The organism is Paragemmobacter amnigenus (genome assembly GCF_009908265.2).
Classification (GTDB): Bacteria; Pseudomonadota; Alphaproteobacteria; order Rhodobacterales; family Rhodobacteraceae; genus Paragemmobacter; species Paragemmobacter amnigenus.
The window spans coordinates 153356-176530 of sequence record NZ_JAAATX020000002.1 but is presented as its reverse complement, the minus strand read 5'-3'; the positions used below and the strand labels follow the sequence as shown (position 1 = coordinate 176530).

Sequence of the window (23175 nt, the reverse complement as noted above, 5' to 3'; positions counted from 1 at the left end):
GCCATCACGGCCTCACTCGGCCCGGAACTTCGCCGACAGGGACCGCGCCGCATTGGCCAGCAGCGCGATATCCATCCCCACAGCGGTAAAGGTGGTCCCCCAGCCGATGCAGCGCTGCGCGAAATCATGGTCCAGCGTCAGGATACCCGCAGGCTTGCCCGCCGCCACGATGTCGCGGATGCCCAGCTCGATCGCCGCCACCACCTCGGGATGGCCGGAATTTCCGACATGCCCCATGCTGGCCGCAAGGTCCGCAGGCCCGATGAACAGCGCATCCACCCCGTCCACCGCCGCGATCTCGCGCACACGGCCCAGCGCCTCGATCGTCTCCACCTGCAGGATCAGGCACAACTCCTCCTCGGCGCGCTGGTGGTATCCCGCCACCTGCCCGAAGACGCTCGCCCGCGTCATGCCCGCGACACCCCTGATCCCGCGCGGGGCATAGCGGATCGCGGCCACCGCCGCCCGCGCTTCCTCCGCGGTCTGGACATAGGGCAAAAGCAGCGTCTGCGCCCCCAGATCCAGCACCCGCTTGATCAGCACCGGATCATTCGCCGCAGGCCGCACCACCGCATGGGTGCGATAGGGCGCCATGGCCTGCATCATCGCCATCGTGTCGGGAATATCCGTCACCGCATGTTCGGTGTCGATCACCACCCAGTCGAACCCGCAGGTCGCCAGAAGCTCTGCCACCAGCGGGCCGGGGATCGAATTCCACAGCCCGATCTGCTGGCGCCGCTCGCGCAGCGCCTTCTTGAACCTGTTCTGGGGAAGCATCATGTCGTCACCAGCGTCTTCATCCGGCGCAGGGCCAAGAGATAGCCTTCCGTCCCGAAACCCGCGATCACCCCCTCGGCGCGCAAGCTGACATAGGAATGGTGCCGGAACGCCTCTCGCTTGTGCACGTTCGAGATATGGACCTCCAGCACCGGCCCCTCGAATGCATTGAGCGCGTCAAGGATGGCGACCGACGTATGGGTATAGGCCGCAGGGTTGATAACGATGCCCGCCCCCTGCAACCGCGCCTCGTGCACCCAGTCGACGATCTGCCCCTCGTGGTTGGACTGGTGGAAGCGGATCGAAAGACCCAGTTCCTCGGCCAGCGCAGCACAGGCATCCGCCACATCCTCCAGCGTCTCGCGCCCGTAGATTTCGGGCTGGCGCAGACCCAGCAGGTTCAGGTTCGGTCCGTTCAGGATGTAGATGGGCTTCGTCACGGCGGGGCGGTCCAGTGCGTTAAGGATCGGGCAAGGATAGTCCCGCCCGCACCCCCCTCACAAGCCCGCCCGCCGCAACACGTTAACGCCCGTGGCGGAAATACCCGACCGCCCTCAGCGCGCGACCAGAACCGAACAATGCGCCCGCCCCGACACATCCGCCGCGACCGACCCCAGCATCAGCCGCGACAGCCCGCGCTTGTCACCGGTGCCCATGACGATGCAGTCATACTCGCCCGTCTCGGCATATTGCACGATGGCAGGCCCCACCTCGCGCGCCACGATCTGCACCGTCTCGGCCCCCTTGGCCTGCGCCACGGCATCGGACAGGATCTTGGCGACCTGCTCGTCGGTCCAGTGGTTGATGCGGGGGCTGCGCCCCGTTCCATGCGCCACGTTGACCACGCAGACCGTCAGCGACGCGCCATATTTTCCGGCCAACTCCACTGCCCGCTCCAGCGCCAGCGTGGCATGCTCCGTCCCGTCGACAGGACACAGGATCTTGCGGAACATCTTTCCATCCTCCGTTCAATTCCAGACCCCGCCATCCTACACCCGTCCGCAGCGCCGCACCTTGACGCAGGTCAGGCGGAAACCGCCAAACCCGACCTCAGCCCAGCGGCCCGGGCCGCCGCTCCTCGGTCAGCAGGACATTGGCCTCCACGTTCCCCACCCCGGGCAGCGTCATGATCCGCCGCCGCAGCACCCGCTCGAAATCCGCGATGTCGCGCGCCACGACCCGCAGCCGGTAATCGAACAGCCCCAGCACGTGCTGCACCACCTGCACCTCGGGAATGGCCGTCACCGCCCGCTCGAAATCCTCCAGTGAAACCCGCCCCCGCGCCGCCAGCTTCACCCCCAGAAACACCGTCACGCCAAAGCCCAGCGCCGCGCGGTCCACCTCCACCCGCCGCCCCGCGATCACCCCCGCCTCCTCCAGCCGCCTGACCCGCCGCCACGCCGCAGGCTGGCTCAACCCCAGCCGCCGCCCCAGCTCGCCCGCCGACAGCCCGCCATCCCCCGCCAGCGCGCGACAGATCGCGCGGTCCACATCATCCAGATCGATCACAGCGGCAGCGCCTCCTGCTCCTTGATGGTGGAAATCAGCATCAACGCCTCCAGCTCCGCGATATGCGGCAGGGTCAGGATGCGGGCGCGGTAGATCTCCTGATAATGCGCCATGTCCCGCGCGATGACGTTCAGCCGCACATCCACGCGGCCAAGGAAAGTCTCGATCGCCAGAACCTCCGGCACCTCCCGCGCCGCCGCGATGAAATCGTCAAAGGCCCGCGGGTCCGTCTTGTCCAGCGTGAAGCGCAGGCTGACCTCCACCCCGTATCCCAGCGCGCGCCAGTCGATCACCGCCTGCTCCGCGCGGATCACCCCCGCCCCCTGCAACCGCTCCAGCCGCCGCCACAGCGTCGCCACCGTCACCCCCGCCCGCGCCGCCAGCTCCGCGCGCGGCAGCGCAGGCTCCGCCAGATGATGCCGCAGGATGCGCCGGTCCGTCTCGTCCAGTTGCATGATCCATCCACCTATGCGCCTATCCGCGCATGATCCTTCCCACATTCCCGCAAAAACATCAAACAATGCACAGCCCGCAGCGCGAAAACCCCTATCCTGCCGCCATCAACCAAACGAAGGACCGCCCCAATGCGCGTTTATTACGACCGTGACTGCGACGTGAACCTCATCAAGGACAAGAAGGTCGCCATCCTCGGCTACGGCTCCCAAGGCCACGCCCACGCCCTGAACCTGCGCGACTCCGGCGCCAAGAACCTCGTCGTGGCGCTGCGCGAAGGCTCCCCTTCCGCGAAAAAGGCCGAAGCCGAAGGCCTCAAGGTCATGGGCATCGCCGAAGCCGCCGCCTGGTGCGACCTCATCATGTTCACCATGCCCGACGAACTGCAGGCCGCCACCTACAAGCAATACGTCCATGACAACCTCCGCGAAGGCGCCGCCATCGCCTTTGCCCATGGCCTGAACGTCCACTTCGGCCTGATCGAGCCGAAAAAGGGCGTCGACGTCATCATGATGGCCCCCAAGGGCCCCGGCCACACCGTCCGCGGCGAATACACCAAGGGCGGCGGCGTCCCCTGCCTCGTCGCCGTCCATCAGGACGCGACCGGCAAGGCCATGGAAATCGGCCTCTCCTACTGCTCCGCCATCGGCGGCGGCCGCTCGGGCATCATCGAGACGAACTTCCGTCAGGAATGCGAAACCGACCTCTTCGGCGAACAGGCCGTGCTCTGCGGCGGCCTCGTCGAACTGATCCGCATGGGCTTCGAAACCCTTGTTGAGGCGGGCTACGAGCCGGAAATGGCCTATTTCGAATGCCTGCACGAGGTGAAGCTGATCGTGGACCTGATCTACGAAGGCGGCATCGCGAACATGAACTACTCGATCTCGAACACCGCCGAATACGGCGAATACGTCTCGGGCCCGCGCATCCTGCCCTACGATGAGACGAAGGCCCGCATGAAGGCCGTGCTGACCGACATCCAGACCGGCAAATTCGTGCGCGACTTCATGCAGGAAAACGCCGTCGGCCAGCCCTTCTTCAAGGCCACCCGCCGCATCAACGACGAGCACCAGATCGAGAAGGTCGGCGAAAAGCTCCGCGCCATGATGCCCTGGATCGCCAAGGGCAAGATGGTGGACCGCGCGCGGAACTGATCGACGCGTTATGGTTGAGTCAGGGGGGCGGTCCGAGAGGGCCGCCCCTTTTCATTAAGCAAGCTATACTCCTACCCCACAGCCATAGCGGTTGCCGACAGACCACTTCCGCTGCTACAGATTGCAAATCGCGAAAATCATTCTGAGCACTGCAACATGAAGTATAGAAAGATAGCCAACTGGACGAATATTGATGAGATGCGCGGATTGCTCTTCTTCGCGCAACGCCTAGACGAACTGAGCTATCCTTATTCACTCGACAGTTACAAATCAGCCACTATCTCTCTGCGAGGCTTGGTATTTGAAGCGATGGAGCTAGTCGAGGAGGCACAAGGTCTAGATGATGATAAGAAGAACGCTGCTCTCTCAAAAGCAGCAAAGATACTTGATGAACTTAAATTTCGAATAAGCGGAAATCAAATCTTAAGGCGCTGCTCGACAATAGACCTTGATGCCCTGCTAAATTTTGACTCAAAGGAACACAACACCACAGACACGCTGCGGAGGTTAACTGTTACTTTCTCCGAAATTGGAGATGAGCATTATATCTCTGAACTTGTCGAGGAAGTAATCAAACTCGCAGCGACAAACAGCAAGGACCAAATAGATCTATGCGCCCGCGAGCTTTGCTCCACCTTGCAGTTGCGAGGCATATCGCGGGACCACATTAATTCAACGGTATGCGATTTTTTCTTTGGAACGCGGCAGATCGACGATGCACTTTGCATTAAGGATTTTTGCAGGCTAGTCTACCCGCACCATCACCAGTTCCGGGTTGTTTTAGGAGTTGACTCGAATATCGCCGCCTTAGATCCAACAATTTTGCAGCGCCGCGGCATAGATCGAACTGGCGAAGACGGTCTTTTCCCTGTCATGCCTGACGAAGAGCCATTTAACAACGAACTCTTAGAGAAACTACGAAGCGATACAGACTTGGACACCCTAATTCTTGCAAGAGTCCAAGCTGCTGACTATGAGTCAGCCGTAATGCGGGCCAAAATGAAAATTGAAGAGGTGGAGAATCTATTTAAGCTTTTCAACCACAAGGCAAGCTTCCCGATCACAAGCTACGCTTTAGTTGAGCAGGCTTGCTGCGGCGGAATAGTTAAATCAATCGATGCACCCCGCAATCAGATGCACTACATCCGTGATATGCGGCAAACCAAAGCCTCAAGCGTACTCAAACGCTTTGATGATTCCATTTCACTCGATACTGGCGCAGACTCGTCCAGGTTTAATAACATTGTTAACATTCATGGAATGAGTTTGTCTTCTGATAACCCAGATGTTCAAATCGTCAATCTTTGGACATGCTTGGAAACCATGACGCCAAGCGAAGGCTACAGCACAAACATATCTAAGGTAGTTGACAGAGTGATACCTCCACTCATGCTGGGCTATATCAACCGCCTTGTTGTGAATCTACTCTTTGATATTATCAGGTGGGATAGAAATTCGCTTAAGTCTTCGCTCAGAATCGCCGGCATCGACAAGAGGTTAGACCTTAGGACACGCTTCATAATCCTACTGGTGGACAAGGCGTCGGAACCTGCGCTCCTTAACTTGCTTGACAGATGCCGTGACTTTGAGTTGCTGAAGCACCGAATCAAGGAGATTGCCGAACTTCTAAGAAGCACAAAAAAGTCTGCTAGGAAGATCCGAGCTCATGAAGAAATGGTTCGATGGCAGTTGCACAGAATCTATCGAGCACGAAATCGCATCGTTCATGCAGGCTCTGGCCCTGAATATGGCCGTTATCTTGTCGAGAATGCGCACGACTTCTTTGATAGTGTGCTTATGTTCTGCATGGAACTGTCCTCGTGGAAATCCGGATTCTCAACATTCAGTTCTTGTTTTGCATATGCGGAACACCGCTATCGGCAGTACCTAGTAGAGTTAGACGAAGAGCAGGTAACGCATGCGGCATGGACGCTCCCGAAAATGAAGGGGCGCCAGTACATTCTCGGATACTAAACCTACGCGCTGTCTTGGTTCCGAAGATCTCAAATGATGGCGAGCATACCCTAGATAGACGGTCACATGAAGTAGGGGTTGTGTGCGCTCCGCACACAACCCCACCCACCCCACCCCCCTATCTTTCCCCCCCGAAAAGGCGCATACCCTCCCCACGCCCCCTTCTCCCCGGGGGCGCAACCCCGTACCTCGGTGGCCGGCTCTGCCTATGCCCCCCGTCGTCGTCCGGTCTGACCCCGAAAGGACGACCCATGGGTATCTCCACCCCCAAGCCCCCCTTCAACCTTGCCGAATTCCTCGCCCAGCCCGCCCCGCCGCGCGCGCGGCGCAAGCCGACATGGACCCGCCCCGCTCCGGCCCCCGAAACGCTGGAAGACGACACCCCGGCCGAGGAATAGGCGACGGCCAGCGACCCACCGTAGGGCGGGGTTCACCCCGCCATGCGCGGGGTCACCCCGCCGCCCGCGCCGGACGCATCCCCGCGACACGCGGGCCTGACCGCCTGCCAAGGCGGTAAACGACCCCCTCACGCAACGCCCGCTGCGTGCTGACAGGTTGCGGTACAACCGTCGGCACAGCCGCCGGCACGGTCGAAGACTCTCAAATTGCGGCTTTTTCCACCGCCGCCACGATGGTTCCCACCACATCGTCCAGCAGCGCGGAATCCTCGCATTCCGCCATCACGCGGACCAGCGGCTCGGTTCCCGATTTGCGAATGAGGATGCGCCCCTTCCCTGCCAGCCGCCGCTCCTGCGCCGCGATGACATCCTGCACGGCGCTATCGGCAAGGGGTTGTTTTCCCTCACCGAAACGGACGTTCTTCAACAGCTGCGGCACCGTCTCGAACTGCCGCGCAAGGGTCGCCGCGCTCTCCCCCGTGCGTGCCATTTCGACAAGGAACTGCAACCCCGCGACCAGCCCGTCACCGGTTGTGGCATAGTCGGTCATCACGATATGCCCCGACTGCTCGCCCCCAAGGTTGAACCCCTTTTCCCGCATCCTTTCAACGACATAGCGGTCGCCCACGGCGGTCCTCTCCAACCGCAGCCCGCGCGCTTGCAGATGCCGCTCCAGTCCCAGATTGGACATGACCGTGGCGACCAAAGCCCCCCCCCGCAACCGCCCATCCTCCGCCCACCGCGTGGCCATCAGCGCCATGATCTGGTCGCCATCCGCAACTTTTCCCTGCGAATCCAGGATCATGACGCGATCCGCATCGCCATCCAGGCAGATGCCCACATCCGCTCCATGCGCCACCACCGCCTCGGCTGCCGTCTGAGTATGGGTCGATCCGCAGCGGTCGTTGATATTGGTCCCGTTGGGCGAGACGCCGACCGGAATGACCTCTGCCCCCAGCTCCCACAACACCTCGGGCGCCGCCTTGTAGGCCGCGCCGTTGGCGCAATCGATCACCACCTTCAACCCGTCCAGCCGGACACCGGCGGGGACCGTCGTCTTGACGAATTCCTGATACCGTCCGCGCCCGTCCTCGATCCGCTTGGCCCGCCCGATATTCTCGGGCCGCGCGGGGGTGATCTCGCCCGCCACGATCGCCTCGATCTCCGCCTCGGCCTCGTCCGACAGCTTGAACCCGTCAGGCCCGAAGAACTTGATCCCGTTGTCGTGGTGTGGGTTATGCGAGGCCGAGATCATCACCCCCAGATCCGCCCGCATCGACCGCGTCAGGAACCCCACCGCCGGTGTCGGCACCGGGCCCAGCAGCAGCACATTCATCCCCGTGCTGGTCAGCCCCGCCGTCAGGGCGTTTTCCAGCATATAGCCCGACAGCCGCGTATCCTTGCCGATCACCACCCGGTGCGCCGATCCGCCGTCGCGGCGGAAATACCGCCCCGCCGCCGCGCCCAGACGCAGCGCCATCTCGGCCGTCATGGGATAGGTGTTGGCTGTACCCCGCACGCCATCCGTCCCGAAAAGCTTCCGCGTCATCCCGCCACCCCATTCACCGCCTGCCACAGCCGCAACGCCTGCCGCGTCTCGGCCACGTCATGCACCCTGACAACCTGCGCGCCCTGCGCGACGCCGGCCAGCGCAACCGCCACCGATCCGGCCACCCGCCGCTCGGCCACAGGCTCGCCCCCGATGTTGCCGATGAACCGCTTGCGCGACACGCCCAGCAGCACCGGCACCCCCAGATCGTGGAACAGCGACAGCCGCCGCACCAGAGCCAGATTATGCTCGGCCGTCTTGCCGAAACCGATGCCGGGATCGACCATGATCCGCTCGCGCGCGATTCCCGCCGCGACGGCTGCGGCGATCCGTGCCTTCAGGAAATCGTAAACATCCAGAAGCACATCGTCATAGCGCGGGTCATCCTGCATCGTTGCCGGGGTCTTGATCGAATGCATCAGGATCACCGGCGCGCCCGACCCCGCCACGACAGACGCCATTTCCGGATCAAACCCCATGGCCGCCACATCGTTGACGATCCCCGCCCCCGCCGCCAGCGCCGCCCGCGCCACGCCCGCCTTTCGCGTATCGACCGAGATCGGGACCGTCATCCCCCCCGCCCGCAGCGCGGCGATCACGGGGGCGGTGCGCTCCACCTCCTCGGCCACGGGCACCTCGGCGGCGCCGGGGCGCGTGCTTTCCCCGCCGATGTCCAGCACATCCGCGCCCTCAGCCATGGCCTGCGCCTGTGCCAGCGCCGCCTCCGGCGCCAGAAACCGCCCGCCATCGGAAAAGGAATCCGGCGTCACGTTCAGGATGCCCATCACCTGCGGCACATCCATCCGCAACCCGCCAAAGGCCGCGCGGGGCGCGCTCAGCCTCTCGCGCACCTCTGCGGGCAGGGCCGAGACGGGCACCACTTCGGGCGGCGCGTCGCGCCGCAACACCTCGACCTGCGAAAACCAGCACCAGCCACCGGCCAGCGGCAGCGCCCCCGCAGGGCGCGAGGGATCGACGGATGCAATGGGGCGATAGTATTCCATGCGCCCTGCCTAGGCGCAGCGCAGCGCCCGTGCAAGCCCCGCGCCCCTCAGGCGCGCTCCACCGGCACGCGGCTTCCTGCCGGCAGTGCAACATCCCCGTGAACGACGATCCCGCTGGCCGCCATCACCTCGGCCAGCCACAGCGCCAGCGCCACCGGCTCGCGGCTTTGCGGGCCGTCCACGGCATCCAGCACCAGCTTGGACGGCGCCCAGACGATCATCTGCCCGCGCTTCACGGCCCAGTCGATTTCCGTCCGCGTGGCCACCACGACGCAGCGGTCATCCTTCGCCGCCAGCGTCCAGGCGTTCTGTTCGATCGCCAGCAGATCGACGCGCCGCTGCGTCGGCTTGTGCCCCGTCTGCGGGCGCGGCAGATCGGGCAGCCCCACGGTCAGGATCACCGGCACGCCACGCGCCTGCAGCGCGTCCAGCCGCGACGCCAGATCGCCCGCATGGATCGCCGCATTGTCCAGAAAGACCACCAGCGGATGCAGCGCCGACTCCACCCCGTCCTTGCCAACCGCGCGCAAGGGCGCCTCGGCACGGCTCCGCACGATTTCCACGCCCAGCTTGCCGGGGCCACGGTCCAGCTTTTCCACCCGCACGAAGGCGCGCATCGCCTGCGGCTCGGCAAGGATGCGCTCTGCCACCCGCTCGGCCAGCGTCTCCAGCAGGTTCAGCCGCTCGGCGGCCAGTTCCGCCGCGATCGCCTCGGTGATGCGGTCATAGCTCAGGATCTTGTCCACATCGTCGTCCAGCGGCTGCGGCTGCGGGCGCACCTCGACCACCACATTGAACTGGATGCGCTGGCGCGTGCCGCGTTCCTGCTGGAAGGCGCCGATCTCCACCTCGACGACATGGTCGCGCAAAGAGATACGGTCGCGCGGGTCGGCACTGGCCGAAGCCACGGCCCTTTCCTCGGGATGCGCAAAGGCGAGGCGGATGTCGCTGGTCATGGTCTCGCCTCCTTGGGCGCCGGAAATTTCAGGGGCAGGTTAACACCTGCCCCCGCCGGCTCCATGTCGGATATCGGCATAAAGGGCAACCAAGACGACTCGTCAGGGCTGCCGATAGAACAGATGCGCCCCGATCGAGGCCGTCTGCGGAAACCGGTTCGACCAGCCCGGCCGCACCGCCCGCGTGTGGAAATGCGTGGCCCCCATGGTCAGCGCGCGCGGCGCGCCGTCCATCATCACCCGCGCGATGCGTCCCGCGCGCCATGTCGCCTCAGGGTCGCGCATCGCATCGGCCCGCCCGTCGCAGGAATAGCTGAACTGGCAGCCGCCAGAGCCACCCTGCTGGACCACGGCGCAGATCGACTTGGGGTAATCGGGGCTGTCCACGCGGTTCAGGATGACCTCGGCCACCGCGAACTGGCCGCGCAGCGTCTCGCCGCGCGATTCGAAATAGATCGCCGTGCGCAGGCATTCCCATTCCGCATCGCCCGAGGGTTCGGGCAGTTGCGCCAGCCATGCATCGTCATAGCGGATCACCGCCGGCGCCGCGTCCTTGCCGCGCGCCTTGGCGGTCGTCGTCTTCGTCTCGATCTCCGGCCCGACGGCCAGCTCGGTCAGCCGCTGCTCGGGCAATGCCGCCAGCGCCTGCTTCTCGGCCCCGAGAAGCGAGGTCAGCGCCCCCCCGATGGCCGCGGTCGGATCATTCGATTGGCTCACCGTCACGTCGGCGAAGGCCGCTCCATTCAGGATCACGGCGGCAATCGCCCCCGTCATCCAGCCTGTGTGCAAGCGCATGGTCTCGTGTTTCCCGGTCTGTTTCAGCCTCACGCCCGGACGCAACCGCCCGGACGAGGGGCGGGGTTAGACGACCCGCGCGGCCCGAGTCCACCAATGTGGCAAAATTACAACGTAATTTCGGCAGATTTCGGCGGATATCCGCCGAAAATCTTGATAACCTTGATTAACAAACTCCGGCAAACACATGATATTGTGTCAGTTTTTGCCCGACACCCTCACCTCCTGCAAGGCCAGATGCGCGGCGGCCAGCCGTGCCAGCGGCACGCGATAGGGCGAACAGGAGACGTAATCGAATCCCGCCTTTCGACAGAAATCGATTGATTCGGGATTACCACCATGCTCGCCGCAGATCGAAAGGACCAGATCGCCCCGCGTCTTGCGGCCCCGCTCCGCCCCGATATGCAACAGCTCGCCCACCCCGTCCACGTCAAGGATGTGGAACGGATCCTCGGGGAAAACGCCCTGCTGCACATAGGTGTTCATGAACCGCCCCGCATCGTCACGGCTTAGCCCATAGGTCATCTGCGTCAGGTCGTTCGTGCCAAAGGACAGGAAGGCCGCATGCTGCGCGATCTCGCCCGCCCGCAGCGCGGCGCGCGGCGTTTCCACCATCACCCCCAGCTTGTAGGCGAAGTCCACCCCCGCCTTGGCGCGCACCTTGGCCGCCACCGCATCGACGCGGCCCTTGACCAGCTCCACCTCGCGACGGGCAGAGACCAGCGGGATCATGATCTCGGGCACCACCGCCGCGCCGCGCCGCGCGATCTCGACCGTCGCCTCGAAGATGGCCTGCGCCTGCATGTCATAGATTTCCGGCAGCACGACCCCCAGCCGCACCCCCCGCATCCCCAGCATCGGGTTGAACTCGGCCAGCGCCTCGGCCCGCCGCGTCACCTCGGACAGCGGACGGTCCAGCGCCTCGGCCAATTCGCGCAGGCCCTCGCGGCTGTGGGGCAGGAATTCGTGCAGCGGCGGGTCGAACAGGCGGATGCAGACGGGCAGCCCCTGCATGATGTCGAAAAGCTGCACGAAATCGTCCCGCTGCATCGGCAACAGCCGCGCCAGCGCCGCCGCGCGATCCGTGGAACTGTCGGCAAAGATCATCTCGCGCATGACGACCAGACGGTCATCCTCAAAGAACATATGCTCGGTCCGGCACAGCCCGATCCCCTGCGCCTCGAACTGGCGCGCGGTGGCGGCGTCCTGCGGCGTGTCGGCATTGGCGCGGATGCCGATGTCACGGAACGTATCCGCCCAGCCCAGCAGCTTGCGGAAACTGTCGTCCAGCGCAGGCGCCAGCATCTCTGCCGCACCGGCCAGCGCCTGCCCCGTGGTGCCGTCCACCGTGATGATGTCACCCTCGCGGAAGACGCGGCCATCGGGGGCGACCAGCTTCTTCTCCTTGGTGTCCAGCTTCAGGTCCGACGCCCCCACGATGCAGGGCAGGCCCAGCCCGCGCCCGATCACCGCCGCGTGCGAGGTCATCCCCCCCCGTTCCGTCAGCACACCGACCGCCGAATGCATCCCGCGGATATCCTCGGGCGCCGTCTCGCGCCGGACAAGGATGCAAGGCTCGCCCCGCGCCGCACTGGCCTGCGCCGCCTGCGAGGTGAACACGATCCGCCCCACCGCCGCCCCCGGGCTGGCCGCGATCCCCTTGACGAACACATCCCGCGCCCCCCGCGGATCGACCTGCGGGTGCAAAAGCTCCGACAGCGCCCGCGGCTCCACCCGCAGCACGGCATCGGCCTCGGTGATGATCCCGTCCTCGGCCAGCGCCACGGCGATCTTCAACCCCGCCCGCGCCGACCGCGCCACCTTCACCGCATCCAGCACCGACAATTGCCCGTCCTCGATGGTGAATTCGATCTGCATCTCCTCGCGCAGCCGCGCACGGCAGACCGCGCCGAACCGCACCAGTTCCCCGAACAGCTCCGGCGCCAGCTCCTCCAGCGACGGGCCGCGCGGATCGCGGGTCAGATAGATCGCCTCGGTCCGCTTCAGCGCGTCGCGCCCCTGCGACTGGCCCAGATAGCGCCCCGTCACCTGCGGCAGCCCCGTCACCGGATCGACGAACTGGATCACGCCGGACCCCGACACGCCCTTGCCGATCCCCTGCGCCATCTGCTGCACGACCAGCCCCAGCGCCGCATTCTCCGGCGCGCCCTTGGCCTGCCGCAAAAGCCGCGCCGTCGTCCCCTCCCAAGCCCGCGCCATGGACCGCAGCACCTCGGCCAGTTGCCGCGCGGGGTCCTGCGGGAAGGGTTCGTCCATCTCCATCTCGTAGACCCGCAGCGCATCGCGCAGGCTTTCGGCCGACGGGGCGGCGGCGTCGAACATGTCGGGGTCCAGCCGCGCCACATGGGTCGCATAGGCCTGCACGAACCGCAGATAGAGCGCATCCGCCGCCGCCTGCCCGTGCCGTTCCACCAACTCGGCATGGCGCACGGTGTTCATGCCGATGTTCAGGATGGTCGCAGGCCCGCCCCAATCGGGGTTCTCGGGGCTGGGCCGCACGGAAATCAGCGCATCCGCCCCGAAATGGCCAAGGATCGCGGCCACATCCACCTGATGCCCCGCCGCGATGGCCCGCACCGTTGCCGCAGGCAGCGCCACGGTTTCGGGCACCGGCAGGTCCAGCCGCACCAGCCGTTGCAGGCACTTCGCCCGCCAGCCATGCGCCGTCGTCTGGATCCGCGCCGAGGGCGTGATCTCGGCGAAATCGGGGAGCGCGTCCATCTTCTGCACTGCGGCGACCTTTCTTTTGCAGCCGCAGGATACGCCATGCGGGCTGTCACGCAAGCCTGACATTGCCCGATTTTCAGGCGTTCCGCGGGCAACCGGCCGCCGGGGGTTTCACACCCCCGGACCCCCGCGGGATATTTGGGGACGGAAAATGGACAGGCTCAGCCTTCCACCTGTCTCAGGTCCGCCACGCCCGCACAGATGGCGCGGATGCGGTGCAGCAGGTTCAGACGGTTGCGCCGCACCACGGCATTGTCCGTGTTGATCTGCACCGCCGTGAAGAACGCGTCGATCGGCGCGCGCAGTTGCGCCATGGCCCCCATGGCGGCGGCGAAATCCTCGGCCTTCATGGCGGGACCGATGGCCTGTTCGGCGACGTCCAGCGCGTTGAAGAGCGCGCGTTCCTCGTCGCTTTCGGCAAATTTCGGGTCCGCGCCGAAGGAATATTCGACACCGTCCTTGGCCTCGGCCTGCGTCAGGATGTTGTTGGCGCGCTTGAAGCCTTGCAGCAGGTTCGTGCCGTCGTCCGAGGACAGGAAGGACTGCAACGCCTGCGCGCGCTTGACCAGCAGCGTCAGGTCGTCATTGCCGGGCATGGCAAGGCAGGCGTCGATGACGTCATGCCGGATGCCCTGATCGCGGAGAAAGACCTTCAGGCGGTCGTGGAAGAACTCAACTAGCTGGACTGTTGCGACGCGATCATCAAGTTCCCGCAGTTCTGGGTTGGCATCGCGTTCCGGAAAGGCTGCCGATTTTGCACGCCGCATGGGTGCGTCCATCAGTTGGAGCAAACTTCCCCGCACCCCGTTCACCAACACCAGCCGGATCACCCCCAGCGCCGCGCGACGCAGCGCGAAGGGGTCCTTGCTCCCCGTCGGCTTCTCGTCGATCGCCCAGAACCCCGTCAGCGTGTCGATCTTGTCGGCCAGCGCCACGGCCACCGACACCGGCTCCACCGGCACGGCATCCGACGGGCCCAGAGGCGAGTAATGGTCGCGGCACGCATCCGCCACCGCCGCAGGCATCCCCGCCTCCAGCGCGTAATAGCGGCCCATCACGCCCTGCAATTCCGCGAATTCGCCCACCATCCCCGACCGCAGGTCCAGCTTGGCAACCTCTGCCGCCTTGCCCGCCATGTCGGCATCGGCCCCCACCAAGGGCGCGATCTCGCGCGCCAGCGCGGCGATCCGCGCGATCCGCTCGGCCTGCGAGCCCAGCTTGTTGTGGAAGGTCACCGCGCGCAGCCCCTCGGCCCATTCGCCCATGCCGCCCTTGGCCACCCGCAGGTCATTCTCCCAGAAGAAGCGCGCATCCGACAGGCGGGCGCGCAGCACCTTCTGGTTGCCTTTCAGGATCGCCGCCCCGCCATCCGCCGCCTCGATATTGGCAACCGTGACGAAGCGCTCGATCCGGCCCGTCTTGGGGTTCCGCACCGAAAAGAACTTCTGATGCTCTTTCATCGAGGTCTGCAGAACCTCGGGCGGCAGACCCATGAATTCCTCGCCGATCTGCCCCATCAGGACCACCGGCCATTCCACCAGCCCCGCCACCTCGGCCAGCAGACCGCGATCCTCGACCACCTCCAGACCTGCGGCGAAGGCCATGTTGGTGGCCTCCTGCCAGATCTGCGCCTCGCGCTCGGCGGGGTCCAGCATCACCTTGGCCCGCGCCAGCTTTACGCGGTAATCGTCAAAGGACGCGACGGCAAAGCGCCCCGCCCCCATGAATCGGTGCCCCTCGGTCGTGTTGCCAGAAACGATCCCGTCCACATCGACCGGCACCACCCGCGCGCCGCCCTCGTCCACCATCAGGCACAGGATGGAATGCAAGGGCCGCACCCAGCGCAGACTGCCCGCCCCCCAGCGCATCGACTTGGGCCAGGGGAAGGTGCGGATCGCCCCCTCCAGCACCTCGGCCACGATGTCCTCCGCCTTGCGGCCCGGCTTTTCGACCACCGCGAAATAGACCTGCGCCTTCTTGTCGTCGCGGATTTCAAGCTGGTCCTTGGTCAGCCCCGTCGACCGCAGGAACCCCTCCAGCGCCGCCGCCGGCGCATCGGTCCGCGGCCCCTTGCGCTCTTCCCGCACGGGCTTGCTCTCGGCCGTCAGCTCCTCCACCGACAGCACCAGACGGCGCGGCGTGGAAAAGGCACCGGCCGAGGCATAGGTCAGCCCCGCCTCCACCAGCCCGTCCGTCACCATCTTCTTCAGATCGGCGGCGGCCTTGCCCTGCATCCGCGCGGGGATTTCCTCGGAGAAGAGTTCAATCAGAAGATCAGGCATCGTGTCACTCGCTCGCCGAGGCGTTCAACTGGTGCCAGGCAAAGGCCCGGCCATCGGGAAAGACCGCGACGACGCGGTCCACGCCCGGGTGGATGTCGGCTTCCGACAGGAAGGGGATGGCCTCGCCCCGCTCGATCGCCGCGCCGATCGCCTCGGCGTCGAAACAGTCGAACCAGCCGGGCGCGATATTGGGCACCGCGCCGTCATAGATGCGGTAGGTCTCGGTCAGCATGGCCTGCGTCATCGGCGTGCGGAAACAGGCGCGGAACCGGATGGGCGAGCTGTCGCTGTCGATCCCCGTCACATCCTCGGCGATGATGGGCTCGGGCTGGCCGCTTTCGATCAGCGTCAGCCGGATTTCCTCGCCCGGAACGAAGGCCGCCTCCTCGTAAAAGGCATAGACCTGCAGCCAGTACATGGCCACGCCCGCGACCGCCCCGATCAACACGATGCCACCCCCGACAATCTTGCCATTCACGCCGCCGCCCCCCCCAAGGCACCACCGGCCTCGGTGGTGACAAAGGCATCGGCGCATTTCTTGGCCAAGGCCCGCACGCGGCCGATATAGGCCTGCCGCTCGGTCACGGAAATCACGCCCCGCGCGTCCAGCAGGTTGAACAGGTGGGACGCCTTGATGCACTGGTCATAGGCGGGATGGGCCATGACGATGCGCTTGCCGGTCTTCGGATCGACCGCGTCAAAGGACAGCAGCCGCTCGCATTCGGCCTCGGCATCCTTGAAATGCTGGAACAGCATCTCGGTCGTCGCGCCGTCGAAATTGTGGCGGCTGTATTCCTCTTCGGTCTGGCGGAAGATGTCGCCGTATTTCAACGGGATGGGCGCCGCGGGATCGTTGAAGGGCATCTCCATCACATGGTCGATCCCCAGCACATACATCGCCAGCCGCTCCAGCCCGTAGGTCAGCTCGCCCGACACGGGGCGGCAGTCGTGCCCGCCCACCTGCTGGAAATAGGTGAACTGCGACACTTCCATCCCGTCGCACCAGACTTCCCAGCCCAGCCCCCATGCCCCCAGCGTCGGGGATTCCCAGTCATCCTCGACAAAGCGGATGTCGTGCAACATCGGGTCCAGCCCGATGGCCCGCAGCGACCCCAGATACAGCTCCTGCAGATCGGGGGGCGAGGGTTTGATGATCACCTGATATTGATAATAGTGCTGCAACCGGTTCGGGTTCTCGCCATAGCGCCCGTCGGTCGGGCGGCGCGAGGGTTGCACATAGGCCGCCGCCCATGGCTTCGACCCCAGCGCGCGCAGGGTCGTCGCGGGGTGGAAGGTGCCAGCGCCCACTTCCATGTCATAGGGTTGCAGCACGGCACAGCCCTTGGCGCCCCAATAGGACTGCAGGCGCAGGATGATCTCCTGAAAGCTGCGGGGAAGCGTCGCGGTATCAGCCATGCCGGGGCCCTCTTGAAAACCGCCCCCTCCATAGGCAAGAGGCGCACAGGGGTCAATCCTCGCAGGGCCGCGGCGCGACCCGTGCGGGGGCGCAGATAGGGGGATGCATCCCGCATCCGCTCTGCTAGTCTCCGCCGCGAATTTGATGGGACCTTCCTTATGCTGCGCCTTGCCCTCGTGATCCTTGCCCTTGCCCTTGCCCTGCATCTTCCCGCCCCCGCCACGGCACAGGAACAGGTCTGGATCCAGATCGAGGCCAAACCCGCCCTCGCCCCGGCCGAAGAACGCGCCACCGCATGGTCGACCATGTTCGACAACGTTCAGGGCTTCATCGCGGGCACGGGCTGGCATGTCATCAGCCTGGGCCCCTATTCCCGCCCCGAGGCCGAGGCCCGCCTTGCCGAACTTAAACGCGAAAACCTGATCCCCGCCGACAGCTTCATCTCGGACGGCGCCAGCTACGACGCCCCCTTCTGGCCCGTCGGCGCGCCGGTCGAAGACCCCGCCGCCACCGCACCCGAAGCCCCGACAGGCACCGACACGGCCACCACGCAAGCCGCCCCCGAACCCGTCCCCGTGATCGACGAATCCCCCGAACAGGCCCGCCAGTCCGAAACCGTCCTGACGCAGGACGAACGCGAACTGATCCAGACCGCACTCAAATGGTTCGGCCATTACGACAGCACCATCGACGGCGCCTTCGGCCGCGGCACCCGCGCCTCGATGGCCGCCTGGCAAGAGGCGATGGGCTATGACCCGACGGGCGTCCTGACCACCCTGCAACGCAACACGCTTGTCGCCAACTATCAGGCGGAAGAGGCCAGCCTTGGCCTGACCACCCTCACCGAACCCGAAGCGGGGATCGAGATCACCATCCCCTCCGCCCTCGTGGCCTTCGACCATTACGAACCACCCTTCGTGCATTTCACCGCAAAGGACGGCTCCGACGCGCTGCGCATCACGCTGATCAGCCAGCCGGGCGAACAGGCCGCGCTCTACGGGCTTTACGACACGCTCCAGACCCTCGCGATCATGCCCGTCACCGGCCCGCGCGAGCGGGGCGAGCGCAGCTTCACCCTGCGCGGCGACAGCGCGACCCTCTCCTCGGCCGCCTATGCCGAAACGGCGCGCGGGTTGGTCAAGGGCTGGATCGTGACATGGAACCCCGCCGCGGGCTTGCCCATGGACCGCATCCTTCCCGCGATCGAGGCCTCCTTCCGCGGCATCGGGGACCGCGCGCTCGACCCCGGCATTGTGCCGATGGACGGCGCGACCAAGACCGGCCTCCTCTCGGGGCTCGAGGTTCGCAAGCCCCGCCTCACCGCCTCGGGCTTCTTCCTCGATGCCACGGGCCGCGTCCTGACCACGGCGGATGCCGTGGCGCAATGCAGGCGCATCACCCTCGACGGCGGCACCGACGCGACCGTCACCCTGTCCGACACCGCCACGGGCCTTGCCCTGCTCGCCCCGTCCGCGCCGCTCTCGCCGCCTGCCGTGGCCGAATTCCAGCTTGCCCCCGACCGCATCGGCGCGGAAATCGCCGTGGCGGGCTACAGCTACGGCGACGCCCTGCCCGCCCCCGTCCTGACCTTCGGCACGCTCGCCGCGACCGAAGGGTTGCAGGGCGAGACGGGGATCAAGCGCCTCGCCCTCGCAGCGCTGCCCGGCGATGCGGGCGGCCCCGTGGTCGATGCCACCGGCGCGGTTCTGGGGATGCTCCTGCCCGCGCCCTCCAGCGGTGCACAGGTCCTGCCCGACGGCGTCACCTTCGCAGCCACCGCGCAGACCATCGCCACGGCCCTTGCCCCTGCAGGCCTCACGCTGGCCCAATCCGCGCGTCAGGGCGCCCTGCCCCCCGACGACCTTGCCGCAGTGGCCACGAAGATGACGGTCCTCGTCTCCTGCTGGGACTGATCAGCCCCGCCAGAAACGCGGCATGAACAGGACATAGACGGCCAGCAACTCCAGCCGGCCGATCAGCATCCCGCCGACCATGATCCACTTGGCCGCATCCGGAAAGGCCAGCAAGGCGCCGGTGGGATGCACTTCGGGTCCGAAGGCGGGACCGACATTGGCAATCGCCGTCCATGCCGCCGTCACCGCCGTTTCGAATTCCAGCCCCGCAAGGCTCAACGCCACCGAGAGCAGACCGAAGGTCAGCATGAACAGCGTGAAGAAGCTGATGACGGCATCCACCACATCCTCCTCCACCGTCCGGCCCTCGTAGCGCAGCATGTTCACCGCGCTCGGCGCATAAAGCCGCCTGAGCTGCAGCTTCACCGCCTCGAACAGGATCAGCCAGCGGAAGACCTTGACCGAACAGCCCGTGCTCGACGTGCAGCCCCCGATCAGGCCCACGGCAAACAGCAACGCAAAGGGAAAGGCCCCCCAGGACGACAGATCGGCACTGGTGAACCCCGTGCCCGAAAAGACCGACACCACGTTGAAGGCCGTCTCCCGCAGCACGGTTTCAAAGGGCAGGTCATGCGTCAGCAGCTCGTAACCGACGATCGCCCCCACCGCATAGGCATTCCAGCGCAGATAGGCCCGCACCTGCCGGTCGCGCCACAAGGGCTGCCATTCCCCCTGCCACGCCTGGATAAAGCGGATGAAGGGCAGGCTTCCCGCCAGCATGAACACGATCGCCGCATATTCCAGCGGCCCCGCGAATTTGGCAAAGGACTGGTCCGAGGTGGAAAATCCCCCCGTCGACACGGTCGACAGGGCATGGACCACCGCATCGAAACCGCCCATGCCCAGCGCGGCATAGGTCACGGCACAGGCCAGCGTCATCACGACATAGATCTGCACCAGCGCCGAACTGATATCCAGCGCGCGCGGCAGCACCTTGCCCAGCGTGTCGAACCCTTCGGACCGGAAGAACTGCATCCCGCCCACCTTCATCACCGGCAGGAACAGCATGGCGATGATGACGATCCCCAGCCCGCCCAGCCAGTGCAGCATCCCCCGCCACAGGTTCGCCCCCGGCGGCAACCCGTCCAGCCCCACGATCACCGTGGCCCCCGTGGTGGTCAGCCCCGAGGTCGCCTCGAACACCGCATCCGTCCACCCCAGCCCCGGCGCGCCGAGGATCAGCGGCAGCGCCCCGAACAGGCAGGCCGCAACCCATGTAAAGACCGTCAGGACAAAGACCTGCTGCAAGGTCAGCCCGCTGCGCGCCGCATTGGCCGTGGCCAGTGCCGCCGCCCCGCCACAGACCACGCACAGGATTCCCGACTGCAGGAAGGCCAGCCAGTTCGGGTCACCCGCATACCAGTCCAGCGCAAGGGGAAAGAGCATCATTCCCCCCAGCGCAACGATCACCAGTCCAATGACGTAAATGGCGGGGCGAAGATCGATCATGGCCCGAAGGTGGAACCCCCGCCCGCCACTGTCAACCGGCCAGCGCCCCGCGGAATTTTACGCAAATTACGTAATTTCACCGCCAGAAGCTCGGCAGGACCAGCACGAAGATCGCCAGCAACCCCAACCGTCCCAACAGCATCGACAGGGTCATGATCCACTTCGCCGCATCGGGAAAATCGACGAAGGTGCCCGTCCGCTCTACCAGCGGGCCGAAGCCGTAACCGATATTGCCCAGCGCGGTCCACACCGCGAACAGGGACGAGGTGATGTCCACCCCCGTCAAGGTCATCGCGACCGTCAGCACGCCCAGCGTCAGGACAAACCCGCTCACATAAAGGATCAGCGCATCCAGCACGTCCTGCTCGACCGTCCGCCCCTCGTATTTCACCGGTGCCACGCGGCCGGGCAGGATGATCCGCCGCACATGCTGGATCAGCGCCGCCCAGACCAGCTGCGCGCGAAAGATCGTCAGACCGGCGGCGGAAGATCCCGAACAGGCCCCGATCATCCCCACCAGAAAGGCCACGACCAGCATATAGCCGCCCCAGACGGGGAACGACCCCGAGAAGAACCCCGTCGAGGACATGATCGACGTCATGTTGAACAGCGCCTCGCGGAAGGTGTCCTCGAATCCCATGTCCGACGTCCACCACCGCCACAGCGTGACCGTCCCCACCGCCAGACCCAGCACCTTCACATAGGCCCGCACCTGACTGTCGCGCCACAGCGGGCGCGTATCGCCGTTCATCATTTGCACATAGCGGACATAGGGCAGCGACCCGAGGAACATGAACAGCGCCCCGAGATACTCGCCCGCCCCTGCATATTCGTTGAAGCTCGCATCGCGCGGCGAAAATCCCCCCGTGGCGATCGCCGCCATCGCATGGACCGTCGCATCCAGCGCGTTCATCCCGATCGCGGCAAAGGTCAGCGCGGCAATGACGATCAGCCCCAGATAGACGCCCAGCAACTGCTTGGCCAGATCGGTGGCCCGCGGCACCGCCTTGCCGAAGGTGTCGAATCCTTCCGTCCGGAAAAACTGCATCCCCCCCACCCGCATGACCGGCAGGAAGATCATGGCGACAAAGGCGATCCCCAACCCGCCTGCGGCATTCAGCAGCCCCCGCCACAGGTTCATCCCCGCAGGCATCGAATCCAGACCGTAAATCACCGTGGCCCCGGTGGTGGTGATGCCGGACACGGCCTCGAAATAGGCTTCGGTGAAATGCAGCCTCGGCACGCCCAGCATGAAGGGCAGCGCACCGAAGACGGGCACGCCGAACCAGATCACCGCGGTCAGCAGATAGGCCTGCCGGATGTCGAAGGCCCCCTTCAACCCGTTCACCGAGGCCAGCGCGATCAGCCCGCCCACACCTCCGGTGATGCCAGCGCTGAAGAAGATCGGAACCGCATTCGCGTTGCCCGCGCTCCAGTCCACAATGGCTGGCGCCAGCATCAGGATCGCCAGCACGATCAGGATGCGCCCGAAGACATAGGCTGTGGGCCGGAAATCAACCATGGTGGGCGCGTTGCTACAGCCCCGCGCCACACCCGGTCAACGGAATCATCCGACGTGGAACAACGTCGAGAACAGCCGCGGGTCCAGACTTTCCTGCGCGAAGGTCGGCCCCTCGGTCAGGACCGACACCGCGTCATGGCTGTGCAGGCTTTCCTGATGGCTGGCGATCACACGGAAATCCCCGATCCGCCCGTCGCCCTTCAGCGCCTGGCAGAAGGACCGCGCCGCATCCTCGACGAAGATGGGATTGGCCGCATTCAGCTCGGCAAAGGCCTGCTCGTCCTCGCGCTTGACCATGACCTGCGTCTCGGTCGGCACTGCGGCGCGCGCCAGTTCGATCAGATCCTCGAACCACAGGCACTTGCCTTCCTTCACCTCGACCGAGATGCGCGCCACCGACCGCTGCGAATGCGGCGTCGCCAGCTGCCCGCGCGTGCGGCGGGCATGTTCGCTCAGCTCCAGCGAGCAGGGGCAGGTGGAGGAATAGACGAAATCCAGATGCATGATCTTCTTGCGCTGCCCCGCCACGTCGACCAGTTCCAGCGCGATGTCGTAATACTGCCAGCCCGACAGGCCCGAGCGCAGCGAATTGACCTTCACAGGGAAGGAAAACCGCATCTGGATGCGTGCGTCAAAGCTCTCCAGATCGCGCTTGTAATCCTCCAGCGCGTGCTCGATCACGCCAAAGCTGAAATCGCGTTCGGCATGGGCATAGAAGGACCGCATGATGCGGCTCATGTTGATGCCCTTCTTCTCGGCCTCGAGGCTGACCGTGCCCGTCACACTCGTCTCCAGCACCACCTCGCCCGCGTCGCGGGTGCGATAGCGGATCGGCAGGCGGAAATTGGAAATCCCCACATGCTGGATCACCTGCTTCTCGCCGCGGATCAGGCTGGACGGCCCGTTCTGAAGGTCGGGCAGAGTATCCTTATAGGCCGCATCGGCCACGAATCCCTCGGGATAGACGCGGCTCAGCGCGGGATAGCCCGCGCCCGGCGCCAGATAGCCCAGCGCCGAATCCAGCCCCGCAATCTCGTTGTCGGAAACCAGACCGGCCCAGCGGCGCAGCACGGCCAGCGCCGCTTCGGCCTCCTCGCGCGAGGGGGGCAGGTCAAGTTCGGGGGTATGGATATTCATCGCAATCGCCTTTCGGTTCGGGCAGTCACAGGACCGCCGTCAATGTCAGCAGGTATACGTCGCACCGGTCCGTCCGGATCACATGCCGCCGCCATCCGTGGTCGGGGCAGGGACTGAATATAGGATGCCCGGCATCAC

Annotated in this window: 20 protein-coding genes; 4 read left to right on the top strand and 16 right to left on the bottom strand. The window is 65.3% G+C overall.

Annotated elements, in window-relative coordinates; all coding sequences use genetic code 11:
• Positions 1-12 precede the first annotated feature (12 nt).
• The 5 genes from GU927_RS03305 to GU927_RS03285 all read right to left on the bottom strand — a co-directional run bounded on the left by GU927_RS03305 (position 13) and on the right by GU927_RS03285 (position 2741).
• Positions 13-780, bottom strand: coding sequence for an aldolase/citrate lyase family protein (locus GU927_RS03305; protein WP_161760931.1), 768 nt, complete (start codon positions 778-780; stop codon positions 13-15).
• Positions 777-1217: a type II 3-dehydroquinate dehydratase gene (gene aroQ, locus GU927_RS03300; protein ID WP_161760930.1), complete on the bottom strand. Its 441-nt coding sequence runs from the start codon at positions 1215-1217 to the stop codon at positions 777-779. The genes GU927_RS03305 and aroQ overlap by 4 nt, the downstream gene beginning before the upstream one ends.
• A 114-nt stretch (positions 1218-1331) precedes the next feature.
• Positions 1332-1730 (bottom strand): universal stress protein, encoded by a 399-nt coding sequence (locus tag GU927_RS03295; RefSeq protein WP_161760929.1) that lies wholly within the window; start codon positions 1728-1730, stop codon positions 1332-1334.
• Positions 1731-1827: 97 nt separating this feature from the next.
• Positions 1828-2286: an Lrp/AsnC family transcriptional regulator gene (locus tag GU927_RS03290; RefSeq protein WP_161760928.1), complete on the bottom strand. Its 459-nt coding sequence runs from the start codon at positions 2284-2286 to the stop codon at positions 1828-1830.
• A complete protein-coding gene (locus GU927_RS03285; protein WP_161760927.1) occupies positions 2283-2741 on the bottom strand; it encodes an Lrp/AsnC family transcriptional regulator in 459 nt (152 codons plus the stop codon). The genes GU927_RS03290 and GU927_RS03285 overlap by 4 nt, the downstream gene beginning before the upstream one ends.
• A 129-nt stretch (positions 2742-2870) precedes the next feature.
• Here GU927_RS03285 and ilvC point away from each other — a divergent pair, with 129 nt between their 5' ends.
• The 3 genes from ilvC to GU927_RS03270 all read left to right on the top strand — a co-directional run bounded on the left by ilvC (position 2871) and on the right by GU927_RS03270 (position 6265).
• Positions 2871-3893 carry a ketol-acid reductoisomerase gene (gene ilvC, locus GU927_RS03280; RefSeq protein ID WP_101922059.1) on the top strand — a complete coding sequence of 341 codons (1023 nt, stop codon included), beginning with the start codon at positions 2871-2873 and terminating at the stop codon, positions 3891-3893.
• 156 nt (positions 3894-4049) lie between these two features.
• Positions 4050-5867 carry a hypothetical protein gene (locus GU927_RS03275; protein ID WP_161760926.1) on the top strand — a complete coding sequence of 606 codons (1818 nt, stop codon included), beginning with the start codon at positions 4050-4052 and terminating at the stop codon, positions 5865-5867.
• Positions 5868-6118: 251 nt separating this feature from the next.
• On the top strand, positions 6119-6265 hold the full coding sequence (locus tag GU927_RS03270; protein ID WP_161760925.1) for a hypothetical protein: 147 nt from the start codon (positions 6119-6121) through the stop codon (positions 6263-6265).
• Between the two features lie 202 nt (positions 6266-6467).
• Here the strand turns inward: GU927_RS03270 and glmM are convergent, their stop codons facing one another.
• From glmM to GU927_RS03230, 8 genes are all read right to left on the bottom strand, one after another.
• Entirely contained in the window at positions 6468-7814 is a 1347-nt protein-coding gene (glmM, locus tag GU927_RS03265; protein ID WP_161760924.1) for a phosphoglucosamine mutase, read from the bottom strand.
• Entirely contained in the window at positions 7811-8818 is a 1008-nt protein-coding gene (gene folP, locus GU927_RS03260; protein WP_161760923.1) for a dihydropteroate synthase, read from the bottom strand. The genes glmM and folP overlap by 4 nt, the downstream gene beginning before the upstream one ends.
• Before the next feature lie 47 nt (positions 8819-8865).
• Positions 8866-9774, bottom strand: coding sequence for a dihydroneopterin aldolase (locus GU927_RS03255; RefSeq protein WP_161760922.1), 909 nt, complete (start codon positions 9772-9774; stop codon positions 8866-8868).
• A gap of 102 nt (positions 9775-9876) precedes the next feature.
• Positions 9877-10569 (bottom strand): cell wall hydrolase, encoded by a 693-nt coding sequence (locus GU927_RS03250; RefSeq protein WP_161760921.1) that lies wholly within the window; start codon positions 10567-10569, stop codon positions 9877-9879.
• Between the two features lie 198 nt (positions 10570-10767).
• A complete protein-coding gene (locus GU927_RS03245; RefSeq protein ID WP_232843622.1) occupies positions 10768-13311 on the bottom strand; it encodes a putative PEP-binding protein in 2544 nt (847 codons plus the stop codon).
• A gap of 167 nt (positions 13312-13478) precedes the next feature.
• Entirely contained in the window at positions 13479-15599 is a 2121-nt protein-coding gene (gene glyS / locus GU927_RS03240) for a glycine--tRNA ligase subunit beta (protein ID WP_161760919.1), read from the bottom strand.
• Positions 15600-15603: 4 nt separating this feature from the next.
• The gene (locus GU927_RS03235) at positions 15604-16077 is read right to left on the bottom strand and encodes a DUF6446 family protein (protein ID WP_161760918.1); all 474 of its coding nucleotides are present in this window, start codon (positions 16075-16077) and stop codon (positions 15604-15606) included.
• The gene (locus tag GU927_RS03230; protein ID WP_161760917.1) at positions 16074-17015 is read right to left on the bottom strand and encodes a glycine--tRNA ligase subunit alpha; all 942 of its coding nucleotides are present in this window, start codon (positions 17013-17015) and stop codon (positions 16074-16076) included. The genes GU927_RS03235 and GU927_RS03230 overlap by 4 nt, the downstream gene beginning before the upstream one ends.
• Before the next feature lie 159 nt (positions 17016-17174).
• Here GU927_RS03230 and GU927_RS03225 point away from each other — a divergent pair, with 159 nt between their 5' ends.
• Positions 17175-18929, top strand: coding sequence for a serine protease (locus GU927_RS03225; RefSeq protein ID WP_161760916.1), 1755 nt, complete (start codon positions 17175-17177; stop codon positions 18927-18929).
• Here the strand turns inward: GU927_RS03225 and GU927_RS03220 are convergent, their stop codons facing one another.
• The 3 genes from GU927_RS03220 to folE2 all read right to left on the bottom strand — a co-directional run bounded on the left by GU927_RS03220 (position 18930) and on the right by folE2 (position 23037).
• Positions 18930-20378: a TrkH family potassium uptake protein gene (locus GU927_RS03220; protein WP_161760915.1), complete on the bottom strand. Its 1449-nt coding sequence runs from the start codon at positions 20376-20378 to the stop codon at positions 18930-18932.
• 76 nt (positions 20379-20454) lie between these two features.
• Positions 20455-21900 (bottom strand): TrkH family potassium uptake protein, encoded by a 1446-nt coding sequence (locus GU927_RS03215; protein WP_161760914.1) that lies wholly within the window; start codon positions 21898-21900, stop codon positions 20455-20457.
• 45 nt (positions 21901-21945) lie between these two features.
• The gene (gene folE2, locus GU927_RS03210; protein ID WP_161760913.1) at positions 21946-23037 is read right to left on the bottom strand and encodes a GTP cyclohydrolase FolE2; all 1092 of its coding nucleotides are present in this window, start codon (positions 23035-23037) and stop codon (positions 21946-21948) included.
• Between the last annotated feature and the right edge of the window lie 138 nt (positions 23038-23175).